Source organism: Caballeronia sp. dw_19, from assembly GCF_018449515.1.
In the GTDB taxonomy this organism is placed as follows: domain Bacteria; phylum Pseudomonadota; class Gammaproteobacteria; order Burkholderiales; family Burkholderiaceae; genus Caballeronia.
This window is the reverse complement of the sequence record NZ_JAAVUQ010000024.1, coordinates 92221-118831: the sequence shown is the minus strand read 5'-3', so window position 1 is coordinate 118831 and position 26611 is coordinate 92221. Positions and strand designations below refer to the sequence as shown.

General features: G+C 60.9%; 26 protein-coding genes and 1 tRNA gene. 14 read left to right on the top strand and 13 right to left on the bottom strand.

The window, feature by feature from the left end; translation table 11 throughout:
• Positions 1-430 precede the first annotated feature (430 nt).
• Positions 431-1174, bottom strand: coding sequence for a FadR/GntR family transcriptional regulator (locus HB376_RS27195; protein ID WP_213766818.1), 744 nt, complete (start codon positions 1172-1174; stop codon positions 431-433).
• 74 nt (positions 1175-1248) lie between these two features.
• Here HB376_RS27195 and HB376_RS27190 point away from each other — a divergent pair, with 74 nt between their 5' ends.
• Positions 1249-1473: a hypothetical protein gene (locus HB376_RS27190; RefSeq protein WP_213766817.1), complete on the top strand. Its 225-nt coding sequence runs from the start codon at positions 1249-1251 to the stop codon at positions 1471-1473.
• Positions 1474-1476: 3 nt separating this feature from the next.
• Here the strand turns inward: HB376_RS27190 and HB376_RS27185 are convergent, their stop codons facing one another.
• The 4 genes from HB376_RS27185 to fdxA form a co-directional block, all read right to left on the bottom strand.
• Positions 1477-1869: a PIN domain-containing protein gene (locus tag HB376_RS27185; protein ID WP_213766816.1), complete on the bottom strand. Its 393-nt coding sequence runs from the start codon at positions 1867-1869 to the stop codon at positions 1477-1479.
• Positions 1866-2108: a type II toxin-antitoxin system VapB family antitoxin gene (gene vapB / locus HB376_RS27180; protein ID WP_213766815.1), complete on the bottom strand. Its 243-nt coding sequence runs from the start codon at positions 2106-2108 to the stop codon at positions 1866-1868. Before vapB ends, HB376_RS27185 begins: the two co-directional genes overlap by 4 nt.
• Positions 2109-2489: 381 nt before the next feature.
• Positions 2490-2565, bottom strand: a tRNA-Asn gene (locus HB376_RS27175).
• Between the two features lie 132 nt (positions 2566-2697).
• Positions 2698-3021 carry a ferredoxin FdxA gene (gene fdxA / locus HB376_RS27170; protein ID WP_089159225.1) on the bottom strand — a complete coding sequence of 108 codons (324 nt, stop codon included), beginning with the start codon at positions 3019-3021 and terminating at the stop codon, positions 2698-2700.
• 441 nt (positions 3022-3462) lie between these two features.
• Here fdxA and pncB point away from each other — a divergent pair, with 441 nt between their 5' ends.
• The 4 genes from pncB (at position 3463) to rmuC (ending at position 8763) form a co-directional block, all read left to right on the top strand.
• Positions 3463-4653 (top strand): nicotinate phosphoribosyltransferase, encoded by a 1191-nt coding sequence (gene pncB / locus HB376_RS27165; RefSeq protein ID WP_213766814.1) that lies wholly within the window; start codon positions 3463-3465, stop codon positions 4651-4653.
• A 231-nt stretch (positions 4654-4884) separates the two neighbouring features.
• Complete coding sequence (locus HB376_RS27160) at positions 4885-6276, top strand: sodium:proton antiporter (RefSeq protein ID WP_213766829.1); 1392 nt, start codon at positions 4885-4887, stop codon at positions 6274-6276.
• Between the two features lie 10 nt (positions 6277-6286).
• The gene (locus tag HB376_RS27155) at positions 6287-7267 is read left to right on the top strand and encodes a D-glycerate dehydrogenase (protein ID WP_213766813.1); all 981 of its coding nucleotides are present in this window, start codon (positions 6287-6289) and stop codon (positions 7265-7267) included.
• The gene (rmuC, locus tag HB376_RS27150; RefSeq protein WP_213766812.1) at positions 7264-8763 is read left to right on the top strand and encodes a DNA recombination protein RmuC; all 1500 of its coding nucleotides are present in this window, start codon (positions 7264-7266) and stop codon (positions 8761-8763) included. The genes HB376_RS27155 and rmuC overlap by 4 nt, the downstream gene beginning before the upstream one ends.
• On the opposite strand, the gene HB376_RS27145 is transcribed toward rmuC, so the two are convergent.
• The 6 genes from HB376_RS27145 to HB376_RS27120 form a co-directional block, all read right to left on the bottom strand.
• Complete coding sequence (locus HB376_RS27145) at positions 8760-9248, bottom strand: GNAT family N-acetyltransferase (RefSeq protein WP_213766828.1); 489 nt, start codon at positions 9246-9248, stop codon at positions 8760-8762. The two genes, rmuC and HB376_RS27145, sit on opposite strands and share 4 nt — an antisense overlap.
• A complete protein-coding gene (locus tag HB376_RS27140; protein WP_031363462.1) occupies positions 9248-9523 on the bottom strand; it encodes a hypothetical protein in 276 nt (91 codons plus the stop codon). The genes HB376_RS27145 and HB376_RS27140 overlap by 1 nt, the downstream gene beginning before the upstream one ends.
• 121 nt (positions 9524-9644) lie before the next feature.
• Complete coding sequence (gene glp / locus HB376_RS27135; protein ID WP_213766811.1) at positions 9645-10952, bottom strand: gephyrin-like molybdotransferase Glp; 1308 nt, start codon at positions 10950-10952, stop codon at positions 9645-9647.
• Positions 10953-11118: 166 nt separating this feature from the next.
• Positions 11119-11766, bottom strand: coding sequence for a molybdenum cofactor guanylyltransferase MobA (gene mobA, locus HB376_RS27130; protein WP_213766810.1), 648 nt, complete (start codon positions 11764-11766; stop codon positions 11119-11121).
• Position 11767: 1 nt separating this feature from the next.
• On the bottom strand, positions 11768-12889 hold the full coding sequence (moaA, locus tag HB376_RS27125; RefSeq protein ID WP_213766809.1) for a GTP 3',8-cyclase MoaA: 1122 nt from the start codon (positions 12887-12889) through the stop codon (positions 11768-11770).
• Positions 12890-13074: 185 nt separating this feature from the next.
• Entirely contained in the window at positions 13075-16455 is a 3381-nt protein-coding gene (locus tag HB376_RS27120; protein WP_213766808.1) for an Rne/Rng family ribonuclease, read from the bottom strand.
• 924 nt (positions 16456-17379) lie between these two features.
• On the opposite strand from HB376_RS27120, the gene HB376_RS27115 reads away from it, so the two are divergent.
• From HB376_RS27115 to HB376_RS27100, 4 genes are all read left to right on the top strand, one after another.
• The gene (locus HB376_RS27115; protein ID WP_213766807.1) at positions 17380-18384 is read left to right on the top strand and encodes an RluA family pseudouridine synthase; all 1005 of its coding nucleotides are present in this window, start codon (positions 17380-17382) and stop codon (positions 18382-18384) included.
• Positions 18385-19044, top strand: coding sequence for an HAD-IIIA family hydrolase (locus HB376_RS27110; RefSeq protein ID WP_213766806.1), 660 nt, complete (start codon positions 18385-18387; stop codon positions 19042-19044). It abuts the gene before it with no gap.
• Positions 19041-19451: a Rieske 2Fe-2S domain-containing protein gene (locus tag HB376_RS27105; protein ID WP_213766805.1), complete on the top strand. Its 411-nt coding sequence runs from the start codon at positions 19041-19043 to the stop codon at positions 19449-19451. The genes HB376_RS27110 and HB376_RS27105 overlap by 4 nt, the downstream gene beginning before the upstream one ends.
• Positions 19452-19523: 72 nt before the next feature.
• On the top strand, positions 19524-20522 hold the full coding sequence (locus HB376_RS27100) for a S49 family peptidase (protein WP_213766804.1): 999 nt from the start codon (positions 19524-19526) through the stop codon (positions 20520-20522).
• Between the two features lie 97 nt (positions 20523-20619).
• Here the strand turns inward: HB376_RS27100 and HB376_RS27095 are convergent, their stop codons facing one another.
• Both HB376_RS27095 and HB376_RS27090 read right to left on the bottom strand, forming a co-directional pair.
• Complete coding sequence (locus HB376_RS27095; RefSeq protein WP_213766803.1) at positions 20620-21339, bottom strand: SAM-dependent methyltransferase; 720 nt, start codon at positions 21337-21339, stop codon at positions 20620-20622.
• Positions 21336-21950, bottom strand: a complete 615-nt coding sequence (locus HB376_RS27090; protein WP_213766802.1) for a Maf-like protein — start codon at positions 21948-21950, stop codon at positions 21336-21338. The genes HB376_RS27095 and HB376_RS27090 overlap by 4 nt, the downstream gene beginning before the upstream one ends.
• Positions 21951-22272: 322 nt before the next feature.
• Here HB376_RS27090 and HB376_RS27085 point away from each other — a divergent pair, with 322 nt between their 5' ends.
• The 5 genes from HB376_RS27085 to fabD all read left to right on the top strand — a co-directional run bounded on the left by HB376_RS27085 (position 22273) and on the right by fabD (position 26610).
• Positions 22273-22926, top strand: coding sequence for a DUF177 domain-containing protein (locus HB376_RS27085; protein WP_213766801.1), 654 nt, complete (start codon positions 22273-22275; stop codon positions 22924-22926).
• A 192-nt stretch (positions 22927-23118) separates the two neighbouring features.
• Entirely contained in the window at positions 23119-23298 is a 180-nt protein-coding gene (gene rpmF / locus HB376_RS27080) for a 50S ribosomal protein L32 (RefSeq protein ID WP_056354381.1), read from the top strand.
• Positions 23299-23439: 141 nt separating this feature from the next.
• Positions 23440-24612, top strand: a complete 1173-nt coding sequence (plsX, locus tag HB376_RS27075) for a phosphate acyltransferase PlsX (RefSeq protein WP_213766800.1) — start codon at positions 23440-23442, stop codon at positions 24610-24612.
• Positions 24612-25601: a beta-ketoacyl-ACP synthase III gene (locus tag HB376_RS27070; RefSeq protein WP_213766799.1), complete on the top strand. Its 990-nt coding sequence runs from the start codon at positions 24612-24614 to the stop codon at positions 25599-25601. The genes plsX and HB376_RS27070 overlap by 1 nt, the downstream gene beginning before the upstream one ends.
• Positions 25602-25677: 76 nt before the next feature.
• Positions 25678-26610, top strand: coding sequence for an ACP S-malonyltransferase (gene fabD / locus HB376_RS27065; RefSeq protein ID WP_213766798.1), 933 nt, complete (start codon positions 25678-25680; stop codon positions 26608-26610).
• Position 26611 lies beyond the last annotated feature (1 nt).

Here is a 26611-nt window from a genome sequence, read left to right as displayed (position 1 = left end):
GGTGTCAAAAATTCATCTCCGGATGGCGGCCCGGTCAGTCCGGGCTGTCGGCGCGAGCGCTTATGCGGCTAGGCAATAGCGAGCAGATTGGCAGTTTCTAACGTGTGATACGTTGTCTGATGACATTCTAAGAGTTGTATGAGGACTGTCAAAATGGGTGTTAACCCGGAATCGGGCTGAAATTCTTGATGAACGGGGCGGTAGCTCCATTACGTGGGCTGACGAAATTATGTATTAAAGTCGGACGTCAGACAAGATGATTGATATTGAAAGATTCGCGATTGGATCGGCGGGCGCCTCTGCTGCTGTGGCTGCGGGCGCCCGCCTGCGAGATTGATGCGTCGGCGCTTAGCTTGGTGGGTCGGGCTGGTTATGCCGTCTCGACCGCCTCGACCGCCGGCAAATAAGCGTTTTGCTACGTCAGGCGCTTTCAGCCGGCCGCTTCGCTTGACTGATTCGCGCGGCGCAAGCGTTCGCGGCTGTTCGACAAATGCATGCGCATGGCGGCGCGCGCGCTTTCGGCGTCGCGTCGCGTGATGGCTTCGAGAATGCTCTCGTGTTCGAGATTGACGAGCGAGACATACGCTTTCGGATCGGCTTTCGCGATTCCCGCTGAATCGATGCGGTTGCGCGGAATCAGGGCGGTGCCCATCTGGGTCAGGATATCGACGAAATAGCGGTTTCCAGTCGCCTGCGCGAGCGCGATGTGGAACTGGAGATCGGCCGCAACGCTGTCGCTGCCGTTGCGGCTGGTGGCTTCTATCGCGTCGAGCGCCGCTCGCATGCGCACAAGATCTTCCGGCTGTGCGCGTTGCGCTGCCAGGCCGGCGCATTCGGTTTCCAGGCTGATGCGCAATTCGAGCACGGACAACACGTCGCGCAGCGTCGTGGCCGGCACCATGTCGATACCCAGTTTTTCGCGGCGCGGTTCCAGCACGAAACTGCCAATACCATGACGTGTTTCGATGACCTCGTTGGCCTGCAGACGAGAAATGCCTTCCCGCACGACAGTGCGACTCACGCCGAGCGTCACCATGAGTTTCGCTTCGGTGGGCAGTTTGTCGCCTGGCTTCAGCGCGGCGGATTCGATCTGTTCGATCACGTAGTCGAACACGCTCTCCGCCAGGTTACGGGCGCGTCGGGGTGTCACGACAGAGGTGAGGGATTCGACCATCAGAAGCGCTCCTTGGGTCAGACGGGTGGCGATGTCGTAGTTCAGAGATGCGGTTGGATTGCCAGATTATACCGTTGTCTGACGACTATCTTAAAGATTCGATGGAGGCGGTGATCGAAGTCGGTTTAGGCGTGGTGGAGAAAGGTGAGGCGTGGAGAAGGGCATCACGCGAGGTGTCTGCTTCCAGTCTCTTTTGGGTAGGCAGCGGATTGCGCGCTATGTCGGTCGGATATCGGCGTGAAGTGGCGCAGGGTCCGGGCTTGTTCTGCACGATGGTCCGGCAGGGCTCACGCGTGTAGCGGTCAGCTTTCCCAGTCCTCGACGCTCAGGCCGGACACGCGCTGAAACTCGCGCATATTGTGAGTCACGAGCGTGAGCGATCTCGCTAGCGCCTGCCCGGCAATCAGGACGTCGTAGGGCCCGATTGGTGTTCCTGCCGAAGCGAGCTGCGCCCGCACCTCACCGGCGCGGCGAGCGTCTTCCGGATCGAAGTCGAGAATTTCGAATTGCAGCGCTTCAACGCGCCTGAGATTGTCGGCAGCATGCCGGCTTTTGTAAGCGCCGAAATAGAGCTCATGAGCGACGATAGATGGCATGGCGAAATCCCGCGGCTGATGCTGACGGAGCCGCGTCAAAAAACCGCTATGGCCCTTCATCAAGGCGATAACGGCATTCGTGTCGAGCAGATAATTCACTTGAAAAAGTCCAGATCCGGGCGGTCTTGTTCCGGCAGCTTCTCGCGTGCGGCTTCGGCGAAGTCGTCGTCTAGCGGACCGACGACTGAATCCAGCCACGCCCAGTCACTCGCGATCGGCTCGAGAATGATGGCGCGGCCATGACGGCGAACGCGCACTTCGTCGGCATCCAACCGGAATTCCTTCGGCAGGCGCACGGCCTGAGACCGGCCCGACCAAAAAACCTTTGCGGTGCCCATAAGCGTCCCATGAAATGGTATATAGCAAAAGTATATACCATTCAATGCGGGCTCGGTGAGCCCGTTATCGATGCCGGATGCGCTGACTGCGCGCGCTGATAAGCGCGCATTCCGCTGGCGGTTCGGTTGCTCAATATCGTTAGCAGTCCGTGGAAAGCTGGCAGGAGAGGTGGTGAGCCCGGGTTGCCCGATTTGCCTCGCGCGAATGAAGGCGATGGCACGATAAATCGAGTTACGTGATCCTTCGGCGCAAGCCATGCAGATTTTGCAGAAACGTGGGCAGGGGGCCGAACATCAGCGTAGATTTGGGCGACTTGATTTGATGCCCGGAAATGCAAAAAGCCCAATCTTTCGATTGGGCTTTTTGAGCTGAAATCTTCTTGGCTCCTCGACCTGGGCTCGAACCAGGGACCTACGGATTAACAGTCCGGCGCTCTACCAACTGAGCTATCGAGGAACATCTGCAGCAGAGAAATGAAATTATATGGAGGGGAATCTAGCCTGTCAACACCCTGCGTTCATCTCAATTCAAAAAGTCACAAACCGGCGAAGCGTTACTCATGATGCGACAACGCACGGTCCCTCCGGCTCAACGCGCCAGCAGTTCGAGCTTGTCTTTCACGTCCTTGAATTCGTCGGCTTCGGGCAGCGGCGCTTTGGTCTTGGTGATGCTCGGCCAGCCGCGCGACAGTTCGGCGTTCAGTTCAATGAAGTGCTGTTGATCACCGGGGACATCTTCTTCGGCATAGATTGCATTGACCGGGCATTCGGCGACGCAAACGGCGCAGTCGATGCACTCGTCAGGATCGATCGAGAGGAAGTTGGGACCTTCGCGGAAGCAATCCACCGGGCACACGTCCACGCAATCGGTATAGCGGCACTTAATGCAGCTTTCGGTCACAACGTGAGTCATTCAGGCTCCTGCATACGGAATTCGTGGGGCGGCGGCAAAGGCGACATGAACGTCGGGGTCCAACCAGCGAACCGAGGGTCTCTAACCGAGTATCTCTATTCGGGGCGGTATATAGCCCGACCGTGCACGATCTGCGCGCCAAAACCGATATTGTAGCGTACCGGTATATTTGAGCGCGACCCCCGGCCAGAAGGCCTTATATCCTTTAGTGATTTGTTTATGGGCCGCCAATCAGCTTCCACGCGCCCGCCGTCCGGCGTGTATTGGCCGCGTGGGGGCGGCGCTCCGGGCGGACACTTCGGGTAACATGCGCTGGAGGCCGCCGGGGGCAAAGCATCCAGTGCGTCGGGGCGTGCCGGGTCCGTTTGCGGTTTTATCCGCGCTCTTGTGGGCGGTTCTACCCGCGCCTTTACCCGTTTTCCTAGCCGTTCGTCTGGAACCATGATTATCCATTCGCTGCTCGATACCGATCTCTACAAGTTCACGATGATGCAGGTCGTGCTGCATCACTTCCCTGCGGCCCACGCGGAATACAAGTTCCGCTGCCGCACGCCGGATGTCGATCTCGTGCCGTATATAGATGAGATACGCGACGAAGTCCGCCAGCTTTGCCATCTGCGCTTCAAGGAAGACGAACTCGAATACCTTCGCCGGATGCGCTTTATCAAGAGCGATTTCATCGACTTCCTCGCGCTCTTTCATCTCAACGAGAAGGCCGTCACGATCAAGCCGTCCGCCAAGCAGAACGGCGAGATCGACATTGATATTGTTGGGCCATGGCTGCATACCATCCTGTTCGAGATCCCGATCCTCGCGATTGTCAACGAGGTCTATTTTCGCAACACGCAACGCGCCCCGACCTTCGATACCGGCCGCGAACGCCTGCGCGACAAGATCCAGTTGCTCGGCGGCCGGCCCGAAGTTTCCGACTGCAAGATCGCCGACTACGGCACCCGCCGGCGGTTTTCAAAGCAGTGGCATGAGGAGGTCATCCTCAAGCTGAAGGAAGGCCTGGGCGAACAGTTCACGGGCACGAGCAACGTCTACTACGCCAAGAAGCACGGTTTGCGTCCGCTCGGCACCATGGCGCACGAATACCTTCAGGCTTGCCAGGCGCTAGGTCCGCGGCTGCGCGATTCGCAGATCTTCGGCTTCGAAATGTGGGCGAAGGAGTACCGCGGCGACCTGGGTATTGCACTCTCCGACGTCTACGGCATGAAGGCGTTCCTGAACGACTTCGACATGTACTTCTGCAAGCTCTTCGACGGCGCTCGCCACGATTCCGGCGACCCGTTCGACTGGGGCGAGCGCCTGATCCGTCATTACGAAGAGAACCGTTGTGACCCTCGCACCAAGGTGCTTGTGTTCTCCGACGCACTCGACATCCCGAAGGTCCTGCGCCTCTACGAACGTTTCCGCGGCCGCTGTCAGCTCGCTTTCGGCGTGGGCACCAACCTGACCAACGACCTGGGTTATCAGCCGCTGCAGATCGTGATCAAGATGGTTCGCTGCAATGGCCAGCCCGTCGCCAAACTCTCCGATTCCCCCGGCAAGAACATGTGCGACGACCAGGCTTACCTTGCCTACCTGCGCCAGGTGTTCGACATCGCCAAACCCGTGGAAGAACTGTAACCCGCGCAGGCGTTCCTGAGGGCCGGTGCTGCTCAGCGTTAGCCATTCGGTCGAGGTTATTCGAGCGGGAGCGCTCGTTATAATCAAGTCCTTGATCGACACACAGGCCAACGAGGGCAGCATCATGAATACATCGGCCGCACATTGGAACTCAAGAGACCAGGGCTTACGGCTGCGCCCTCGGACCGCAATCGCAAACACCGGTGCTCCCGCATGAGCACGTCCGTGACCATGCGACGCTTATGGCAAGGCCTGGTGCTCCTCTTGTTGCCGTTGACTGCCCACGCGGCATCGCTTGATGGCACCACGCTGTCTGCGCTGTGGGCACTTCCGTTTGCCGGCATCCTGTTGTCCATCGCTATCGTTCCGCTGATCGCGCCGCACGCCTGGCATCGTCATTTCGGCAAGATATCGGCGGGCTGGGCGCTCGTGTTCCTGGTGCCTTTTGCGCTTGGCTTTGGTACGCAGGTTGCGTTCACGACCTTCGTGCATGCGATGCTGGAAGAGTATGTGCCGTTCATCATCCTGCTTACGGCGCTCTTTACCGTCGCGGGCGGCATCTGCCTGCATGGTGACCTGCACGGGTCCCCGCGCCTGAATACCGGGTTGCTCGCGCTTGGCACGGTGCTCGCCAGCATCATGGGAACGACGGGCGCGGCCATGCTGCTGATTCGCCCGCTGTTGCGCGCCAATGAACGTTGCAGGCACGTTGTGCATCGCGTGGTGTTCTTCATTTTTCTCGTGGCCAATGCCGGCGGTTCGCTCTCGCCGCTCGGGGATCCGCCGCTATTCCTCGGCTTCCTGAATGGCGTGAGTTTTTTCTGGACCACGGTGCACCTCGCCGCGCCAACGCTTTTCATCTGCGTGGTTCTGCTGGCGCTTTTCTACGCGCTCGACCGCTATTACTTCGCGAAGGAAGAGGTGGTGCATCGGAGTGAGGTGAAAACACCATTGAGCGTGGACGGCAAGATCAATTTTGTGTTGCTCGCGGCGGTGGTCGTGCTCGTGCTGATGAGCGGCTTGTGGAAACCCGGCATCGAGTTCGATGTATTCGGTACGCACGTCGCGTTGCAGAACGTCGTGCGCGATGCGCTGCTTGTCGTGGTGACGCTCTTGTCGCTCATGCTCACGCCGAAAAGCGCGCGCGCGGGCAACGCGTTCAACTGGGCGCCTATTGAAGAAGTCGCGAAGTTGTTCGCCGCCATCTTCATCACCATCGCGCCCGTGATCATGATCCTGCGCGCGGGTGCGGACGGTGCGTTCGCCGGCATCGTGCACATGGTGACCGATGCAAGCGGCAAGCCAGTCGACATTGCGTACTTCTGGGCGACGGGCCTGCTGTCATCGTTCCTCGACAACGCGCCGACTTATCTCGTGTTCTTCAACCTCGCCGGCGGCGATGCCCCGACGTTGATGACGACCGGCGCCACCACGCTCGCCGCCATCTCGGCCGGTGCTGTGTTCATGGGCGCGAACAGTTACATCGGCAACGCGCCCAACTTCATGGTCAAGGCGATCGCCGAATCGCGCGGCATTGTCATGCCGGGATTCTTCGCGTATCTCGGCTGGTCGGCAGTCATTTTGCTGCCCTTGTTCCTGCTTACTGGATGGTTGTTCTTTTAGGAGAAAGTCGATGAAGAAAGTGCTGGTTGCCCGCCCCATTTTCCCGGACGTGATCGAACGTCTCCGGCAGTATTTTGAAGTCGATGCCAATCCGGGCGCACCGCTTGCCGCCGACGAATTCGCGCGCCGCATGGCCGATCGCGATGGTGCTTTGCTTGCAGGCGATCCCGTCACGGCGAAAGTCCTTGAAGGCGCGCCGAATCTGAAGGTCGTGTCGAACATGGCCGTGGGTTACAACAACTTCGACATGCAGGCGTTGAACGCGCACGGCGTGCTCGGCACCAACACGCCTGACGTATTGAACGAAAGCACGGCGGACTTCGGCTGGGCACTGATGATGGCCGCTGCACGGCGCATCGCGGAATCGGAGCACTTCTTGCGCGCGGGCAAGTGGGGCACATGGTCCTACGACGCGTTCCTCGGTACGGACGTATTCGGCTCCACGCTCGGCGTGCTCGGCATGGGGCGCATCGGCCAGGCGCTCGCCCGGCGCGCGCGCGGATTCAACATGCGCGTGATCTATCACAACCGTTCGCGCGTCGCGCCGGAGATCGAGGCGGAACTGAACGCGGAGTACGTATCGAAGGCTGACTTGCTGAAGCGCGCCGACCACGTCGTGCTGGTGTTGCCGTACACCGCCGAGAATCACCACACTATCGGCGCGGCTGAACTGGCAAGCATGAAACCTACCGCTACGCTGACCAATATCGCGCGCGGCGGGATTGTGGACGACGCCGCGCTGATCCAGGCGCTGCGCAACAAGACCATCGCGGCGGCGGGGCTCGACGTGTTCGAAGGCGAGCCGAATTTCAATCGCGATTTCCTGACGGTGTCGAACGTCGTGCTGACGCCGCATATTGCAAGCGCGACCGAATCCACGCGCCGGGCCATGGCCAATCTCGCTGCGGACAACCTGATCGCCGCGCTGGGTGAAGGTCCGCGCGCAGGCAATCCGCCGAACCCGATCAATCCGGACGTCCTGAAGAAATGACCCTGTTGTTGCTGTTGAGCGTGGGTGTCGCGGCCCTCGCGATCGCTCTGGTGATCACGTTGATCCTGTTGTTGCGGCCGAAGCGCGAAACAGATGTCGAGGAGCAGTTCGAGGCGCTGGCCGATCGGATTATCGATATGGGCGAAGCGCATGCGCGCGACCAGGAGCGGCTCGAACGCAACGTGCGTGGCGAAGTGACAGAAACATCCCGCGCGTCGCGTACCGAGGCGGGCTCGGCGTTCGCTCAATTCCAGCAGACGCTCGCGACGCAACTTGCGAGCATGGCGAACGTCCAGAACACGCAGCTTGAAGCGTTCTCCCGGCAACTTGTCACGCTGACGGAAAGCAACGCTCTGCAAAGCCAACACGCACGCGACGAACAAAGCCAGGCCCTGAAGCGTTTCGGCGATGCACTCACGCTGCAGCTCGCGCAGATGTCGGAGTCGAATGACCGTCGTCTGAGCGAAGTGCGCGCAACGCTCGAAGCGCGGCTGAAGGATATCGAAGCGAACAATGCGGCGAAGCTCGAAGAAATGCGCCGTACTGTCGACGAAAAGCTGCACGCCACGCTGGAGCAACGGCTTGGCGAATCGTTCAAGCTGGTGTCGGACCGGCTGGAGCAGGTGCATCGTGGATTGGGGGAAATGCAGACGCTGGCGGCGGGTGTCGGCGACTTGAAGAAGGTGCTGACCAACGTCAAGACGCGTGGGACCTGGGGCGAAGTGCAGCTCGAATCGTTGCTCGAGCAGTTGTTGACGCCGGACCAGTACGCGAAGAATGTTGCAACCATCCCGAAGAGCAACGACCGCGTGGAGTTCGCGATCAAGCTGCCCGGCCGTCACGACGCGCCCGGCCAGAGCGGCGCGAATGCGGTGGCTACGCCGGTGTGGCTGCCTATCGACGCCAAGTTTCCGCGCGAGGACTACGAGCGGTTGATCGATGCGCAAGATCGCGCCGACGTAGTCGCGGTCGAAGAGGCGTCACGTGCGCTGGAAGGCCGCATTCGTGCGGAAGCGAAGGCCATCGCGCAGAAGTACGTTGCGCCTCCGCACACCACGGACTTCGCGTTGTTGTTCCTGCCGACTGAGGGTTTGTATGCGGAAATCTTGCGCCGTCCGGGGCTGACCGATTTTCTGCAGCGGGAATACCGGGTGAGCGTGACAGGTCCGACCACGTTGACCGCGCTGCTGAACAGTTTGCAGATGGGTTTCAGGACGCTGGCAATCGAGCAGCGTTCCAGTGAAGTCTGGCAAGTGCTCGGCGCGGTGAAAACGGAGTTCAGGAAGTTTGGAGAAGTGCTGTCGAAGACGCGGTCGCAGCTTGAAGCGGTGACGCGGTCCATTGAATCGGCGGAAACGCGTACGCGCCAGATGAGCAAGAAACTGCGTGACGTGGAAGCGTTGCCGGGCGAGCAGGCGGCCAACCTGCTCGGGGACGAACGTGAGGAACGTGAAGAACCCGCAGAACGCGACGAGCCCGGTGCGAGTCTGCCTTAGACCGCGGCAGGCGAAGCCAGCGTAGCCAGTGCGTCGCCGGTGATGCGCACGATGCGCCAGTCGGGCAGCACGGTTGCGCCCATTTTCTCGTAGAAGCCGATGGCGTTCTGATTCCAGTCGAGCACGGTCCATTCGAAGCGGCCGCATTGACGTTCCACTGCAAGGGCCGCCAAAGCACGCAGCATCTTTGTGCCGAGACCACTGCTACGCGTGGCCGGCTTCACGTACAGGTCTTCGAGAAACAAGCCGCGCTTGCCGAGAAAGGTCGAGTAATTGTGGAAGAACAGCGCATAGCTCACTATGTGCCCGTTCTCTTCGGCTACCAGTGCCTCGGCGGACGGCCGCGCCCCGAATAGCGCGTCGTGCACGCCGCCCTCGGTCGCAATGAACATATGCATGAGTTTTTCAAACTCAGCCAGCTCGATCATCAAGCCAAAGATCGCGCTGACGTCGGCGGGTGCGGCGGGTCGGATCTGAGCGCTCATCATGCCTCTTCCGGTGCGTCGGACAAGACGATCTCAATGCCGCCGAACCGTGACGCCACCCAGTTGTATGCGTGGCACGCAATCCACAGCAAGATGAAGCCGAGGATTGCATTGAGCAGCAACGCGCTTGTCACGGTGCTCAGCTCGACCGAGCCGTATCGGAAGAACGCAACCAGTACGCCGAGCAACACGATCGGTACGCTGAAGGTCAGGTACACGAGAATCAGCGCTTTGGCCGTTTGTCCCGGCGCGATGAACGAAATCTGTTTTTTCATGAAGGAAAAGCCCCGTCAGTCATAGTGCAATGCATTCGAACCATCCGTTTTAGCCGCTCAAGTCATGACGGCGCGGCGGTCCAGGTTCTTGAAGGTTCAGGTTCTCGAAGAGCCTTTGAAATTAGATCAGGCCATCGAATGGCAGGATATCCACGCTGTCTCCTGCATCGATATTTCCTGCGTCGTGCTTCAGGACAATGAAGCAATTGGCTTCGCTCATTGAACTCAGCACGCCCGAACCTTGCGGCCCGGTCGTCACCACATGCCAGTGCCCGGCGGTGTCCCGGCGTGCAATGCCGCGTTGAAACTCCGTACGCCCGGCGCGTTTGTTGATCGGTTGCGAACTCGTCGCCGATATCAACGGCAGCGCATGCGGCGTTGCGCCCGACATGGCGAGCAGCGCCTCGCGCACGATGAAATAAAACGTTGCCATCACCGCAACCGGATTGCCCGGCAAGCCAAAGAACAAGGCAGATTCGCCTTCACCCGGACGCTTGCCCGACCACAGGCGGCCGAACGCGAGCGGCCGGCCGGGACGCATCGCGATCTTCCAGAACGCCACGTCGCCGAGCGCGTTCATCAGGTCGCGCGTGAAGTCGGCATCGCCTACAGACACGCCACCCGAACTGATCACCACGTCGGCGTCCTGCGTAGCCTGTCGCAACGCCCGTTCAAGCGATGCGCGATCGTCACGCACGATCCCCAGATCCACCGGTTCCACGTTCATCCGGCGCAGCATCGCGAAGAGGGTATAGCGGTTGCTGTCGTAGACGCAACCCGGCGCCAGCGCCTCGCCGACCGACCGCAATTCGTCGCCGGTTGAAAAAAACGCGACACGCAAGCGCCGTTGCACCGCCACGTCGCCAATACCCAGCGACGCAAGCAAACCTAAATCCGACGCGCGCACAATCCGGCCCTTGCGCAATGCCGGCTGGCCCTGCGCGAGGTCTTCCCCCGCGAGCCGCCGATTCGCGCCGCGCACGATACGCGCCGAGGCGAAGGTGACGGTATCGCCCGCGCGCTGCACGAGTTCTTGCGGCACCACGGTGTCGCACCCCGGCGGAATGAGCGCACCGGTCATGATGCGCACGCATTGCGCCGCGAGCGGACGGCCTTCGAACGGCTGTCCCGCGAGCGCGGTACCCGCGACTGGCAGGCGAAGCAGTTCATCGTCGGATCCATTCAGCAACGCCGCGCCATTGAACGCATAACCGTCCATGGCCGAGTTGTCGTGGGAGGGGACGTTGATCGGCGAAATGACATCTTCTGCCAGCACTCGATCAAGCGCCTCGAAGAGACGCACGCGTTCCGCCTCGGTGCGACCGCGCGGCAACGCCCACTGGCGCACGATCTCCTGCGCCGCGCTGACGGGCAGCGCGTTCGGATCGTACTCGGCGACGCAGCTCGAAAAGTGCCTGGGTGTGTTCATCGATGAGTGGAGCGGAAGTCGCGATGCAAAGCCCGCGGGCGGACCGGTGAAAAGGGCTGGCATGTCGAGGATGCTGGCGCGGCCGCTGCCTTAGTCACTGCAAAGCGACGCTGACCAAGCCGGGGCCTGGCCGCAAACCTGAGCATGGAACGAAACGAACCGGTGCTTAGTTGCGGTTGAGATCGGCTAGCTGCTGCAAATCGTTGACATTGTAAAACGCACGCTCGTTGGCGAAGGTCACTTCTACCGCCTTGTGGCGCGCGTACCACGCGCGGACCTTGCGCTCGCCGGCACGGATGAATGCGTCGAGATCATCCGCCAGCGACGCCCGCAGCAACGCGAAAACCGGGTGCACCTGGCGTTCGCCCGCGGCATCGACGACTGCTGCCATCGCGATATCCGCTTGTCCTGCGCTCAAGCCATCGAATAGCCGTTCGGCCAAATGAGGATCGACGAAAGGCGCGTCGCACGGCACGAACAGCACGAATTCGGTTTGCGCTGCATGCAACGCCGCCGATATCCCGGCAAGCGGGCCTGGAAAATCGGGAAACGCATCGACAATCACCTTTGCATCGAACGGCATGCCAAGCTGAGCGTAGATCTCGAGGCTGCGATTTGCGCTGATCAGCATCGCGCCGCATTGCGGCCTCAGCCGCCGCAGCGCATGGAGCGCAAGCGGTTCAAGGTCGAGCGGCTGCAGGCCTTTATCGACACCGCCCATGCGCGATCCGCGTCCGCCCGCCAGCACCACGCCGGTGATCTCGCGCTTGTGCACAGGACCGCCAGTCGGGTGCGCCACGTTGACATCGGCCATCTCAGCCGCCGATGTAGGACATTTCGACGCGCGGAGCGTCCGGGTCGGCAGCGGGCAACGCGTTGCTGCCGCGAAGTTCCGAGTAACGGTCAGCGCGTCCTTCCCAGATCCGGGCGATGGCTGTCGCGATCGTAGCCTCGCTGGCGCCGCTGCGGATCAGCGCGCGCAAGTCGTGGCCGGACGTCGCGAACAGACACAGGTAGAGCTTGCCTTCCGTAGAGAGGCGGGCGCGCGTGCAGGACCCGCAGAACGCGCGCGTCACGCTCGAAATGACACCGATCTCACCGCTGCCGTCCTGATAACCCCAGCGTTGCGCGGTCTCGGCGTGGTTGTGGGCTTCGAGCGGCCGCAGCGGAAAATGCTCGGCAATGCGCGCGACCACGTCCGCCGAGGGCAACACTTCGCTCATGTTCCAGCCGTTCGATGCCCCCACGTCCATATATTCGATAAAGCGCAGCACCGTGCCGCTGCCTTTGAAATGGCGCGCCATCGGCACGATTTCGGCGTCGTTCGTGCCGCGCTTGACCACCATGTTGACCTTCAGCGGCGCCAGGCCGACGGCGTGCGCGGCCTCAATGCCTTCGAGCACGTCGGCGACGGCGAAATCGGCGTCGTTCATGCGGCGAAACAACGCATCGTCGAGCGCGTCCAGGCTCACCGTTACCCGCGACAACCCGGCGTCTTTCAGCGAGCGCGCCTTGCGGGCGAGGATCGACCCGTTGGTGGTGAGCGTGATGTCGAGCGGACGGCCTTCCGGCGTGCGCAGCAACGCCAGCCGCTCGATCAGGAATTCGATGTTCTTGCGCAGGAGCGGTTCGCCGCCGGTCAGCCGGATTTTTTCAACGCCGTGCGCGACGAACAATCGAGCCAGCCGCTCGATTTCCTCGAACGACAGCAGGGCGCTATGTGGAAGAAATTCATGGTTTTTATCGAAGACTTCGCGCGGCATGCAGTACACGCAGCGAAAATTGCAACGATCAGTCACCGATATGCGCAGATCGCGCAACTCACGCGACAGCCGGTCGGTGAGCAGTCCGCGCGGCGTCACGGGCATAGCGGACGAACCCGCGGAAAAATCCGGGATCGCGCTGACATCGGTGACGGGAATGATGCGTCGGGACATGATCGTTTTATTTCTCGTGCAGTGGCAGCGGGGCGGCCCACTTCGAACTTCGAATAATTCATTTTAGCGGAAGGGCGGTCTGAAGGCGGCTCGCCCTTGCCTTTTCACGGGCATTTGCCCCCCGTCCAATAAAAAAAGCGCCACCGACCGAAGTCAGGTGGCGCTTTTCGAAACGTCAGACGCGTTTACTGTGCGTCTTTACCGGTTTCCACTTGCTGCATCGGCGCAGCGTCCAGCGGCGGCAGGCGCTTGCGTTCGCGCACGACACGCTTTGGCGCTTCCGCCTGGGCTGTGGCTTCGCGCGCTGCGCGGAGCTTGTCGGCGTCGGTATTCACCCAGACGAGGCCCGCCGTATCCAGCATCGGCTTGAGCACTTCTTCTTTCAGGGTGACAGCCGCGACTGGCGCAACCGGAGCGGCCGCTACGGGAGCCACAGTTTCCACCGGTTCAAACGTCTTTACCGGCTCGGATTCGACCGGCGCGAACGCTTCTGCCACAACCGGCGCGGGCGATGCGACCGGTGCAACCGTCTCCGATACTGGCGTCGCGGCAACAGGCGCCGTTTCAACCGGTTCAGCGACTTGAGCTTCCGGCACTGCGTGAGCAATGACGGGCTCGGGTTCCGCTGCCTTCGGGGTATCGGCGAAAGGACTTTCGACCTTTTCTTCCGCTACCTTCGGCGTCGGTCCGAACGGGTTTTCGATTGGCCGTGACACCGGCTTTTCGAAGATATCCGTCGCAGGGGCTTCGGCAACCGTTGCGCTGGTTTCCTGGGCGGCATGCGCTCCTTGCGCTTCCTGCGCGCCATGCGACACGACAAAACCTTCGGCTTCGGCGCGCTTTGCTTCCACGGGCACTGCTTCAACCGGCGCAACTTGTGCGATGCGAACCGGTTCCGGCAACTCCGTCACGCTGATCGCGGCGGCCGAAACCGGCTCGACCGTGACTGCATGTGCGGGTGTTTCTACCGGCGCCAACACAGCCGATGCCGTCTCAACGAGCTTAGCCACAACGGGTGCGAAATCGCGGCTGTCATCGACATCATTCGACGAATCCGTGTCGAACACACCGGCTTGAGCGCGTTCGCTGTCAGCATTGCCTTCGTTTTCAGCAGCGTCACCGGCCTGATTGGCCGTTACGCCTTCTTCTTCACGATCACGGCGTCCACCACGACGACCACGACGACGACGACGACGCTCTTCGCCTTCACGCGCTGCACTGGCCTGATCGGCCTGCAATGCGTCAGCGTTACCGTTCTGCTGCGATTCCTGGCCCGAAAGGGTGTTGTCCGTCAATTCCGACACCACCGTTTCGCCTTGCGTCAATGCTTCGACGGCCGCTTCCGGCTGTGGCTTGCGGCGTTCGCCCCGTTCTGGACGTTCCCCACGTTCACGGCGTTGACCGCGATCGGCGGCTTCAGCACTTTCCGGTGCGCGTTCACCACGGTTCTCGCGTGGTTCACGCGGTTCCCGGGGCTCGCGTACTTCGCGCGGTTCACGTCCTTCACGCGCCTCACGCGGTTCGCGGCCTTCCCGCGCTTCACGCGGCTCACGGCCTTCACGTCCACCACGCGGTTCGCGGGTTTCACGTGCTTCACGCGGTTCCTTCGGTTCCCGTTCCTCGCGGCGCGGGTTTTGACGCCCGCCAGCCGTGCCCGGCGCGCTCGGCGTAGCGCCAGTAGTGGCTGCAGCGCTATCGCGCGAACCAGCACCACCACGACGATTGCGGTTCCGGTCACCACCTTGGCCCGAACGCTCTGGCCGTTCGCCACGAGCCGGACGTGCCGGCGCGGGCGCTGCGACTGGCGCAGGAGCCGGTTTTACTTCGGGCTGGACGCCGAACAGGTTCTTCAGCCAGCCGATAAACCCGCCTGTTGAAGCAGTCACCACCGCAGCAGGTGCCGCGACCGGAGCCGCAACGACCTTCACCGGTGCGCTAGGCGCAGGCGATGCCGGCGTGATGCCCTTGACCATTGCTTCCTGCTTCGGCTTGATTTCTTCGGTGCGCTTGCTGTAACCCGTTTCGGATTCCAGTTCGTGCGCCGCTTCTTCGGCCATCTTCCAGGAGGCACGCGGTTCGTCGAGACGGGTATCGTCGTGACGCAGGCGTTCCAGCTTGTAATGCGGCGTTTCGAGATGCTTGTTCGGGATCAACACGACGTTGACCTTGAAGCGCGACTCGATCTTGTTGATTTCCGAACGCTTTTCGTTCAGCAGGAAGGCGGTCACTTCAACCGGCACCTGGCAATGAATTGCCGCGGTGTTTTCCTTCATCGCTTCTTCCTGAATGATCCGCAGCACTTGCAGCGCGGACGATTCGGTATCGCGAATGTGACCCGTGCCGTTACAACGCGGGCACGTCACATGGCTGCCTTCGGAGAGCGCCGGACGCAGCCGCTGACGCGACAGTTCCATCAAACCGAAGCGCGAAATCTTGCCCATTTGTACGCGCGCACGATCGTGCTTGAGCGCGTCTTTGAGACGTTGCTCGACTTCGCGCTGGCTCTTGGCCGACTCCATGTCGATAAAATCGATCACGATCAAGCCGCCCAGATCGCGCAGGCGCAGCTGGCGCGCGACTTCGTCGGCGGCTTCGAGGTTCGTGCGGGTCGCCGTTTCCTCAATGTCCGCGCCCTTGGTCGAGCGGGCCGAGTTCACGTCGATGGCCACCAGTGCTTCCGTGTGATCGATCACGATCGCGCCGCCCGAGGGCAACGGCACCGTGCGCGAATACGCGGTTTCGATCTGATGTTCGATCTGGAAACGGGAGAAGAGGGGAACGTCGTCGTGATAGCGCTTAACCTTGCTCAGGTTATCCGGCATCACGATGTCCATGAAGGCGCTGGCCTGGTCATGGATCTCGGTGGTATCGATCAGAATTTCGCCGATATCCGGCTGGAAGTAATCGCGAATCGCCCGGATCACGAGGCTGGATTCGAGATAAATCAGCATCGGTTTTCCAGCGACACCGCTTTGCGACGCCGCTTCCACCGCGCGCCACAGTTGCATCAGGTAGTTCAGGTCCCACTGCAGTTCTTCAGCCGAGCGGCCGATCCCGGCCGTACGCGCGATGATGCTCATGCCTTCCGGCAAATCGAGCTGACCCATTGTTTCGCGCAGTTCCTGGCGCTCGTCACCTTCAATCCGACGCGATACACCCCCGCCACGCGGGTTGTTCGGCATCAGGACGAGGTAACGTCCGGCGAGCGAGATAAACGTGGTCAGGGCCGCGCCCTTGTTGCCGCGTTCTTCCTTTTCGACCTGAATGATCAGTTCCTGGCCTTCGCGCAACGCATCCTGAATGCGCGCGGAGCGCATGTCGACGCCGTCCTTGAAATACTGGCGAGCGACTTCCTTGAACGGCAGAAAACCGTGGCGGTCTTCGCCATAGTTCACGAAACAGGCTTCGAGCGAGGGCTCGATGCGGGTAATAACTCCCTTGTAGATATTGCCTTTGCGCTGTTCGCGCCCGGCGGTTTCGATGTCGATATCGATGAGTTTTTGCCCATCGACGATGGCGACGCGCAATTCTTCTTGCTGCGTCGCGTTAAACAGCATGCGTTTCATTGGACGGCTCCAGAGCGGCTCTACCGGCCCCCATCGAGCGAATTCGCGCGGTTGTCAGTCGCGTGAAGCAGGAGGGCGGGCGCGCCGCGCTTTTTTGTGTGTGTTGTCACAAAGCACGCTGGAGCGGGAGTTCTGGCGGAGAGAATTGCCTGGGACGGGTCAAGCCACCGGCCAGCGACGAAACGCGTCGCGGCGGGCAGCCAGCCTTGGGGCACATGCGAACAGACTTCGACACGCCGTAAAGCAACGGCTGGCGGCTTAAGCGGCACAGCACTGCGGCTCGACGTCCTTCAAACTACGTGAAGAGCCGGCAGCGCAGCCAGCAGCAGCCGGATGCGGCCTGACACAGTGTCAAACGGGTGGAGGGTTTTCGCGCAAAACCAGAGCGACAAGCAAACCGACCGACGTTTTCCAAACCTGCAGCAGGTTGCCGTTGCGGTTTGCCGGGTGCTCAAAGCGCCCGATAACCGCGTTGGGTGTCTCGTCTTGTTGCGACCTCTGCCACGCTTCGCCCGTTTCAGCGCAGCTTGCAGCAGAAGCCGTTTTCTTCGCAACCGCCAAGCGACGATGTTCCGTTCACCCTAACCTGATAACCGCTCGATATCTTTTAGATACCTGCCTGATACCCGGGTCACATCCGGAAGAAGCCGGGTTTAAGTCCGGACCTCATCGTCTCTCGCCGATAAAATTCTTGATCGCCAAAAATCCGTTACCGTGTCGACGATCGACTCGACCGAACGCGCCTGTGGGCACCGTCCCTGCCGTGCGATATCGTCGTGCGTGCAACTTGTTACTCCGTTTTCCGGGTGAGCAACTGGCCCTGGGCGCAAGTAAAATAACGGTTTACTGCTTGCACCTGTACAGTCTGACAACATCCGGCCAGCTTAGTGGCTTTTTCCAGACTGTCCGCAAATTATATTCAGAATGAATGAGTTAGGCAAAACATCCCATAAAAAGGTCGCAAGCGAACAGGTCTCAATGATCGAGATCGACGAAAATGCGGCGGGTCAGCGCATCGACAATTTTTTACTTCGCGTCTGTAAAGGCGTGCCAAAAAGTCACATTTACCGGATTTTGCGCAGTGGAGAAGTGCGCGTAAACAAGGGCCGCATCGACGCCGCTTACAGGCTTGAAATGGGCGATCTCGTCCGCGTTCCGCCTATTCGCACCGCGCAACTGGACGAAACACCGGTTTCGTCGAATGCGCCCGCAGCTGAATTCCCCATACTATTTGAAGACGATCACTTAATCGTTATCGATAAACCCGCCGGGGTCGCCGTTCATGGCGGCAGTGGCGTCGCGTTCGGTGTTATCGAACAATTGCGCAACGCGCGCCCGCAGGCGAAATTCCTCGAATTGGTGCATCGGCTGGATCGCGAGACCTCCGGCGTGCTGATGCTCGCGAAAAAACGCTCGGCGCTGATCAACGTGCATGAGCAAATGCGCGAAAACCGTATCGATAAACGCTATCAGGCCGTCGGTCACGGCGACTGGCTGGCGGGTTGGGGGCGCCGGCGGATCGTGAAGGAGCCGCTGCACAAGTACCTGACGCCCGAGGGCGAGCGCCGCGTGCGGGTTCAGGACGACGGCCTCGCGTCGCATACGGTATTTAACCTGATCGAGCGTTTCAGCGAGTACGCGTGGGTTGAGGCGGAACTGAAGACCGGTCGTACGCATCAGATTCGTGTGCATATGGCGCATATCGGCCTGCCGATCGCCGGAGACACCAAATACGGCGACTTCGCGCTAAACAAGAATCTGGTACGTCCCAACGCCGATCCGTCGCTCAAACGCATGTTTCTGCACGCTTTCCGGCTGAAACTCGTGCATCCGGCCACCGGCGAGACGCTTCAGGTCGAAGCGCCGCTGCCTGCCGAATGCCGGCGCTTCATCGAACAACTCAAACAAAATTCTAGAGAGACCCAATAAATGGCCCGTCAGCAATTCGATCTGATTGTCTTCGACTGGGACGGCACCTTGATGGATTCCACGGCCCACATTACGCGCAGCATTCAGGCGGCGTGCCGCGACCTGGGCCTGCCTGTTCCCGCCGACGAAGCGGCAAGTTACGTGATCGGGCTGGGATTGCGCGACGCGTTGCAGATTGCCGCGCCCACGCTCGATCCCGTCGATTACCCGAAGCTTGCCGAGCGGTATCGCTTTCACTATTTGATCAAGGGCGAGCAGACCGAGCTCTTCGACGGTGTGCGCGGCATGCTGCAGAATCTGCGCGACGAGGGTTATCTGCTCGCGGTTGCAACGGGTAAAAGCCGTGTGGGCCTGAACCGCGCGCTTGATCAGTCGCGCCTGACGAGTCTCTTCGACGGCACGCGCTGCGCCGACGAAACCTTCTCCAAGCCGCATCCGGCCATGCTGCACGAACTCACGCGCGAACTGGGGCAGGACGTTAGCCGCACGGTGATGATTGGGGACACCACGCACGACCTGCAGATGGCGAAGAACGCCGGTGCGGCGGCGGTCGGCGTGACGTACGGGGCGCATCCGGCGAAGTCGCTGCACGCGCTCGAGCCGCTGTTCGTGGCCGACAACGTGACGTCGCTGGGGGACTGGCTGCGGGAGAATGCATGACAGGAACGCCGCCCGAGACGCCATTTGAACGGCCACTTCAGCCGGTGCGAATCTGCGCGTCGGAGGATTTGGTCGACGGCGGCGACGGCGTTCGACACAAAGCGGTCGACAAAGGCGGCGAAGCCACGGTGTTTTTTATCCGATACGACGGCAAACCCTTCGGCTACCTCAACCGCTGCGCCCACGTGCCCATGGAGATGGACTGGTCCGAAGGCAAGTTCTTCGAGACCTCCGGCTTATACTTGATGTGCGCGACTCACGGCGCGATTTACGAGCCGGACACGGGGAAATGCGTCGGCGGCCCTTGCCGTGGCGCGCGTTTGCGGCGGGTGGCAGCGGAAGAACGCGACACACCCGAAGGCCGCGCTGTCTTCTGGCTTCCCGACGACGATCTCCGTCCGGCTTGAGCGTTTTCGCGGGTGTTCTCGCGATTCGAAACAAACCCGCTTTTCATTTCTAATCAGTCAACCAGGCGACGCATGTCCGATCAAATTCCCACCGATTCCGCGGATAAGGCGCGTCCCAAATCCATCGGCGACACCGGCGGCAACTGGGAGCGCGCCGCGCTCGAACGTATCGCGCTCGCGGCAATCAATGAACAGCGCGCCGCGCGCCGCTGGCGGATATTTTTCCGCTTCGTGTTCCTCGCGATCCTGGCGATCGCGGTCTGGAGCGCGTTCGATTTCACCAGCGACAAAGTCGCGAAAACCGAACGCCATACGGCGCTGGTCGAACTGGAAGGAGAAATTTCCGCTAATAGCGACGCCAGCGCGGACAACGTGAATGCCGCGCTCGACAGCGCTTTTGAAGACGACGGCACTGCGGCGGTGATCCTTCGCTGCAATAGCCCGGGCGGCAGTCCGGTGCAGGCGGGCATCATCAATCGCGAGATCACGCGCTTGCGGGCGAAATATCCGTCGAAGCCGCTGTATGTGGTGGTGGGAGACATGTGCGCGTCGGGCGGTTATTACGCCGCGGCCGCCGCCAATAAGATCTACGTCGACAAGGCGAGCATCGTCGGATCGATTGGTGTGCTGATGGACGGTTTTGGCTTTACGGGCCTGATGGACAAGCTTGGCGTGGAACGCCGGCTGCACACGTCGGGGGCAAATAAAGGCGCGTTCGATCCATTTTCGCCCGAAACGCCGGCCATGAATGCCCACGCGCAGGAGATGCTTGACCAGATTCACCAGCAATTCATCGATGCCGTCAAACAAGGCCGTGGCAGCCGCCTGAAAGACTCGCCCGATGTGTTCTCGGGCATGTTCTGGACGGGTCAGAAGAGCGTGGAACTGGGTCTCGCCGATGGTTTCGGCGACGCCGATTACGTCGCACGCGAGATCGTCAAGCAGCCGGATATTGTCGATTACACGCAGAAGGAGAGCATTGGCGAGCGGGTGGCGCGCAAGTTTGGCGCGGCGGTCGGCAACGCATCGATGCACGCGTTGATGATGGGCGGGAAAATGCAGTTGAAGTGAGTTTTGCCGCGTTCTTCAGATAAAAGCCGCTCGCCTTGAGTTTTCGGGCGAGCGGCTTTTTATTGAGTGGTGCGCAATCTCGGCTAAGGGATGAGCCTCACGCCCCCAACAACAAGAAAATCGCCGGTCGTTTATGCAACTCCGGCGCCGCTTTCTTTTTCCATTCCGACACGGTTCGCGTGACGATCGTCTCGGCCGGTAACGTCAGGTCGACCGCGACGCACACCAGCGTGGACGGCGCGCACGTCGCGAGCAGCGTGTCCAGCAGCGCACGATTCCTGTACGGCGTCTCGATAAATATCTGCGTCTGGTTCGCCTTGCGAGACAGCGCTTCCAGTTCGCGCAGGCGTTTGCCCCGTTCGGCGGCATCGACGGGAAGATAGCCGTTGAACGCAAAACTCTGGCCGTTCATTCCCGACGCCATCAGCGCCAGCAAAATCGAACTGGGTCCGACGAACGGCACCACCTTGACGCCGCGCTCGTGGGCGCGGCGCACGAGCAGGGCGCCTGGATCGGCGACCGCCGGGCAGCCCGCTTCCGAGACAAGGCCGGCGTCAGTACCGGCCAGAATCGGCTTGAGCAGCTTGTCGACTTCACCCGGCGGCGTGTTGACGTTGAGTTCGCGGATCTCGATTTCCTGGATCGGCCGCTCGGTTCCGACCTTTTTCAGGAAGGCGCGCGTGGTTTTCGCGTTCTCGCCAATGTAGTACTGCAGCGCCGCGGCGCGAGCGCGCACGGGTTCGGGAAGAACGTCGGCTAGCGCGGCGCTGTCGCCGTCGCCGAGTGTGTTCGGAATCAGGTACAAAACGCCGCTCATGCTGCCCCCATTAACGGAAACCCGGCCGCGCGCAACATCCGCGACAACGCGATCAGCGGCAAACCGACCAGCGCGGTGGGATCGTCGGCGTGAATTGCATCGACCAGCGTGATGCCCAACCCCTCCGATTTCGCGCTGCCCGCCACGTCATAAGGCGTTTCGGCAAGCAAATACGCTTCGATTTCCGCATCCGACAGCGCGCGGAATTGCACGCGGGTGACGATATCGGCGGATTGGATATGGTTCGAGCGGCTGTCGAAAAGACAAAGCGCGCTGTGGAATTCGACACTTTTGCCGCGCATCGACTGAAGCTGGGCGCGCGCGTTCTCGTGCGTGCCGGGCTTGCCGATCTGACGGCCGTCGCAGGTCGCGACCTGATCGGAGCCGATCACGAGTGCGCCGGAAACATCGGTCACGCGGGCCGCGGCCGCACGCGCCTTGGCGATCGATAGCCGGACAGCCGTGGCTTCCGGCGTTTCGTCGTCGAGCGGTGTTTCGTCGATATCGGGCGTGATTACATCGAAGGGAATGCGCAGGCGTTCGAGCAGTTCGCGCCGGTAACGCGAACTCGATGCAAGGATGAGGCGCGGCTTGGTTGAGACGTCGGGCATGAAAAGGATTGGCTATGAACAAATGGGGTTAGGGACTGAAATCGGGCTGGGACCGAACTAAAATGGCGGTGCCGCACGCCGAAGCATAAGTGTTTGACTCGAAAAGACAAAGCCGCTATGATTTTGGGCTTTTCATCGGTATGCGAAGGCCTTTTTACGCATACCGTGATGGCGACGGTGGATGGCTGCTAAAACCGGAAAATCGGGATAAACCACACCAGCCGGACGGGTCCAGTGCGGTGCATACTGCAGTTTCACCCCCGGTCGTCCTCCGCGGACTTGCTATCCAGCCGTCGCGGCAACGACCACTGCAGGAGCGCACATGACACAAAATCCTGGCAAACCTGCATGTCCCGCCGACTTGCGCGCGCTCGACCTGTTCGAATTCGCCCAAAGCCGTCGGCAGGCAGCAGGCGGTGTACGGGTCTCGCAATTGCCGCGTATGTTGAGCGAAGTGCCGGCAGATGCTCCGGACCGCGACACGGTGTTTTCATGGCAGGCCGAAGGCTCCATGCAGCCCGAGTTGCAGGACGACGGTACCGAAGCGCCGCAGCCTTATTTGCGGCTCGCGGTGCACGGATCGGTCTGGATCGAATGCCAGCGTTGTCTTTCGCCGTATTCGCAACATCTGAATGTCGATGCAACGTATCGCATTGTCGCGACGGAAGACGAAGCAGACGAGTTTCCGCTAGACAACGATGAAGTGGAAGTGATCGTTGGCTCACGCCAGTTCGATCTCATCGACTTGATCGAAGAGGAATTGTTGTTGTCCTTGCCGCTCGTGCCGAAGCACGAAGTGTGTCCTGAAGTGCACGAGAGCCTGGTAACGGGCCTCGCGGGTGCCGAGGGCGAGCTGGACAGTGGTGGTCTGAATGGCGATGCAGGCACGCAGCAGGATGGCGGCTCAGGCAGACCCAATCCGTTCGCCGCGCTCGGTAAGCTCAAGCAGGGCGGTTCCGACGACAATAAGCACTAAGTGTGGATTGAAGCGCGGGCAATCAGGCGCGTGTTTTAAGCGCTCGCAATAAAAGAGTATTGACATCCGGCATCAGGCCGGATGTCGAATCATCAGGCGGCGCGATGCGTCCGGAAAGACTCACTGGCCTAAGGTCAGGGTCTCGGGCGTGTCGAGCTGTGTTAGAATTCGCAAAATTTTTCTGGAGTCATCATGGCAGTTCAGCAAAACAAGAAATCGCCGTCCAAGCGCGGCATGCATCGTTCGCACGACTTCCTGACCGCGCCGGCGCTGGCTGTTGAGCCGGGCACGGGTGAAGTCCATCTGCGTCACCACGTGAGCCCGAACGGCTACTATCGTGGCAAGAAAGTCATCAAGACGAAGAACGACTAAGCGTACGACGCTTGTTGCGTCTGGCGTCACCGTCTTGACTCGTGGTCTGAGTCGCGGTTGTTTGCGCTTGACATGTTCCCGGTACAACAAGAAGGCGGCATTTCACTGCCGCTTTTTTGTGCCTGAAATTCGTCGCACTCCATGACCGTAAAGATCACTATCGACTGCATGGGAGGCGACCACGGCCCGTCCGTGACCGTTCCCGCCGCGGTCAGTTTCGTGCGCTCGCATCCTGATGCGCAGCTGCTGCTTGTCGGCATCGAGTCGGCCATCCGCGCGCAGCTGAAGAAGTGCAAAGCCACCGGCGAAACCCGGCTGACGGTCGTCCCGGCCACAGAAGTGGTCGAGATGGACGATTCGGTAGAGGTAGCGCTGCGCCGGAAGAAAGATTCGTCCATGCGGGTGGCGCTCAATCTCGTCAAGGACGGCCAGGCGCAGACGTGCATCTCGGCGGGCAACACCGGTGCATTGATGGCCGTGTCCCGCTACGTGCTCAAGACGCTGCCCGGCATTGAGCGCCCGGCTATCGCATTCGCGATGCCAAGCCAGAAAGGCTTCACCACGGTGCTCGACTTGGGCGCGAACGTGGACTGCGAGCCGCAACATTTGCTGCAATTCGCCGAAATGGGCCACGCGCTTGTCGCCGCTATCGGGGACAAGGAGCGGCCGACCATTGGTCTGCTCAACATCGGCGAAGAAGTCATCAAGGGCAACGACATCATCAAACGCGCCGGCGAATTGCTGCGCGCAAGCACGCTCAATTTCTACGGCAACGTGGAAGGCAACGACATCTATAAAGGCACGACCGACGTGGTCGTGTGCGACGGTTTTGTCGGCAACGTGGCGCTGAAGACCTCGGAAGGTCTGGCGCAGATGCTGACCGACATGATCCGCGAGGAATTCAGCCGATCGCTCTTGACCAAGCTGATGGCGCTCGTCGCATTGCCCGTTCTCAAGCGCTTCAAACGGCGGGTCGACCCGGCCCAGTACAACGGCGCCGCTCTGCTCGGCCTGCGCGGGCTGGTCATCAAAAGTCATGGATCGGCACAAGCCTACGGGTTTGAGTGGGCTATCAAACGCGGGTATGATGCCGTCAAAAATGGCGTGCTTGAACGCCTCGTGCGCGCCATGGAAGAAAACGCCGCTCCCGTGCAACAAGCGGCGCTCGGCGCTTCTGCTGACACTGCTGGCACCGTGGTCCCGAATCAGACCGACCCCGCGGCCGACCCCGTCGCCTCAGGCGACAATACGGTCGCTGCCCGCCCGCTCGTGCAGCCGGGCGAACCGGGTGCCGCGCTATCCTCGAAGGCATAATGGCTCAATCGAATCTCTATTCCCGTGTGATCGGAACGGGCAGTTACCTGCCGGCGGACCGTGTCTCGAATCAGGAACTGGCCGAGCGTCTGGCAAAACAGGGTGTGGAAACGAGCGATGAGTGGATCGTCGCCCGCACGGGTATCCATGCGCGTCATTTCGCCGCACCCGATCAGACGACCAGCGAACTCGCCTTGCAGGCGTCGCATCATGCGATAGAGGCTGCGGGTATTGATCCGCAATCGATCGATCTGATCATTGTCGCCACGTCCACGCCTGACTTCGTTTTCCCCAGCACCGCTTGCCTGTTGCAGAACAAGCTTGGCATCAAGAATGGCGGCGCTGCGTTTGATATCCAAGCTGTCTGCTCGGGCTTCGCTTATGCCGTTGCAATGGCCGACAGCCTTATCCGCGGCGGCGCCAATCACACGGCGCTGATCGTCGGCGCCGAAACCTTCTCGCGCATTCTCGATTTCAACGACCGCACCACCTGCGTGTTGTTCGGCGATGGCGCGGGCGCGGTGATCCTGCAAGCCTCCGATGAACCCGGCGTACTGTCCAGCGCGCTTCACGCCGACGGCAGCCACGCGAACATCCTGTGCACGCCGGGCAATGTGAACAAGGGCGTGATCGAAGGCAGCGCGTTCCTGCACATGGATGGTCAGGCCGTGTTCAAGCTGGCGGTGAAGGTGCTGGAAAAAGTGGCCGTCGAGGCGCTCGAGAAGGCGCAACTGACCGCGAGCGATATCGACTGGCTCATTCCGCATCAGGCCAATATCCGCATCATGGAAAGCACCGCGCGCAAGCTGCATGTGCCGCTGGAGCGCATGGTCGTGACCGTTGGGGAGCATGGCAATACGTCGGCGGCATCCATTCCTCTCGCATTCGACGTCGCCGTGCGCGACGGTCGTATCAAGCGCGGCCAGCATGTGCTGATCGAAGGGGTGGGCGGCGGCTTCACGTGGGGCGCGTCGGTTATCCGCTATTAAGCGGGTATTAAGCCGACACGACTCCCCGTCTTCAAGCCACCTCAGTCATTCGACAATCCAATCGAGCAAGGACCTCATGAAATTCGCGTTCGTTTTTCCGGGACAAGGTTCCCAGTCGGTCGGCATGCTCAATGCATTTGCCGACCACGCCGTGGTGCGCGAAACCGTGCAACAGGCATCCGATGCCCTCGGCCAGGATCTGGGCAAGCTGATTGCCGAAGGCCCGGCGGAAGAACTGGGTCTCACCACGAACACGCAACCCGTCATGCTGACGGCCGCGTACGCGATTTATCGCGTGTGGGAAAAGGAAACCGGGCTCAAGCCGGCGATCGTCGCGGGTCATAGCCTGGGCGAATATACGGCGCTGGTTGTTGCCGGTGCGCTGCCGTTCTCTGCCGCTGTGCCGCTTGTGCGGTTTCGCGCGCAAGCCATGCAGAGCGCGGTGCCGGTAGGCGAAGGCGGCATGGCCGCAATTCTTGGTCTCGACGACGACGCTGTGCGCGCCGTCTGCGCCGAAGCATCGGCAGCGGGGATTGTGGAGGCGGTGAACTTCAACGCGCCGTCCCAAGTGGTGATTGCTGGTGCGAAAGCGGGCGTTGAAAAAGCCTGCGAAATCGCCAAGGCCAAGGGTGCGAAACGCGCTTTGCCGTTGCCGGTGTCTGCCCCGTTCCATTCGTCGCTGCTCAAGCCGGCGTCGGACCAGTTGCGCGAGTATCTGGCTAGCGTCAGTATCACCGTGCCGCAGATTCCGCTGATCAATAATATCGATGTCGCGAGCGTTGCCGAACCGGCTGCCATCAAGGACGCGCTCGTGCGTCAGGCCGCGGGTCCCGTCCGCTGGGTCGAAACCGTGCGGAAGATGGCGCACGAAGGGATCACGCACGTGATCGAATGCGGTCCGGGCAAGGTGCTGAACGGGTTGACGAAGCGGATCGACGGTACGCTGATCGGCGCGTCGATCTTCGATCCGGTTTCGCTCGAAGAAACCCGCAAACTGCTCGCCGGCTGAA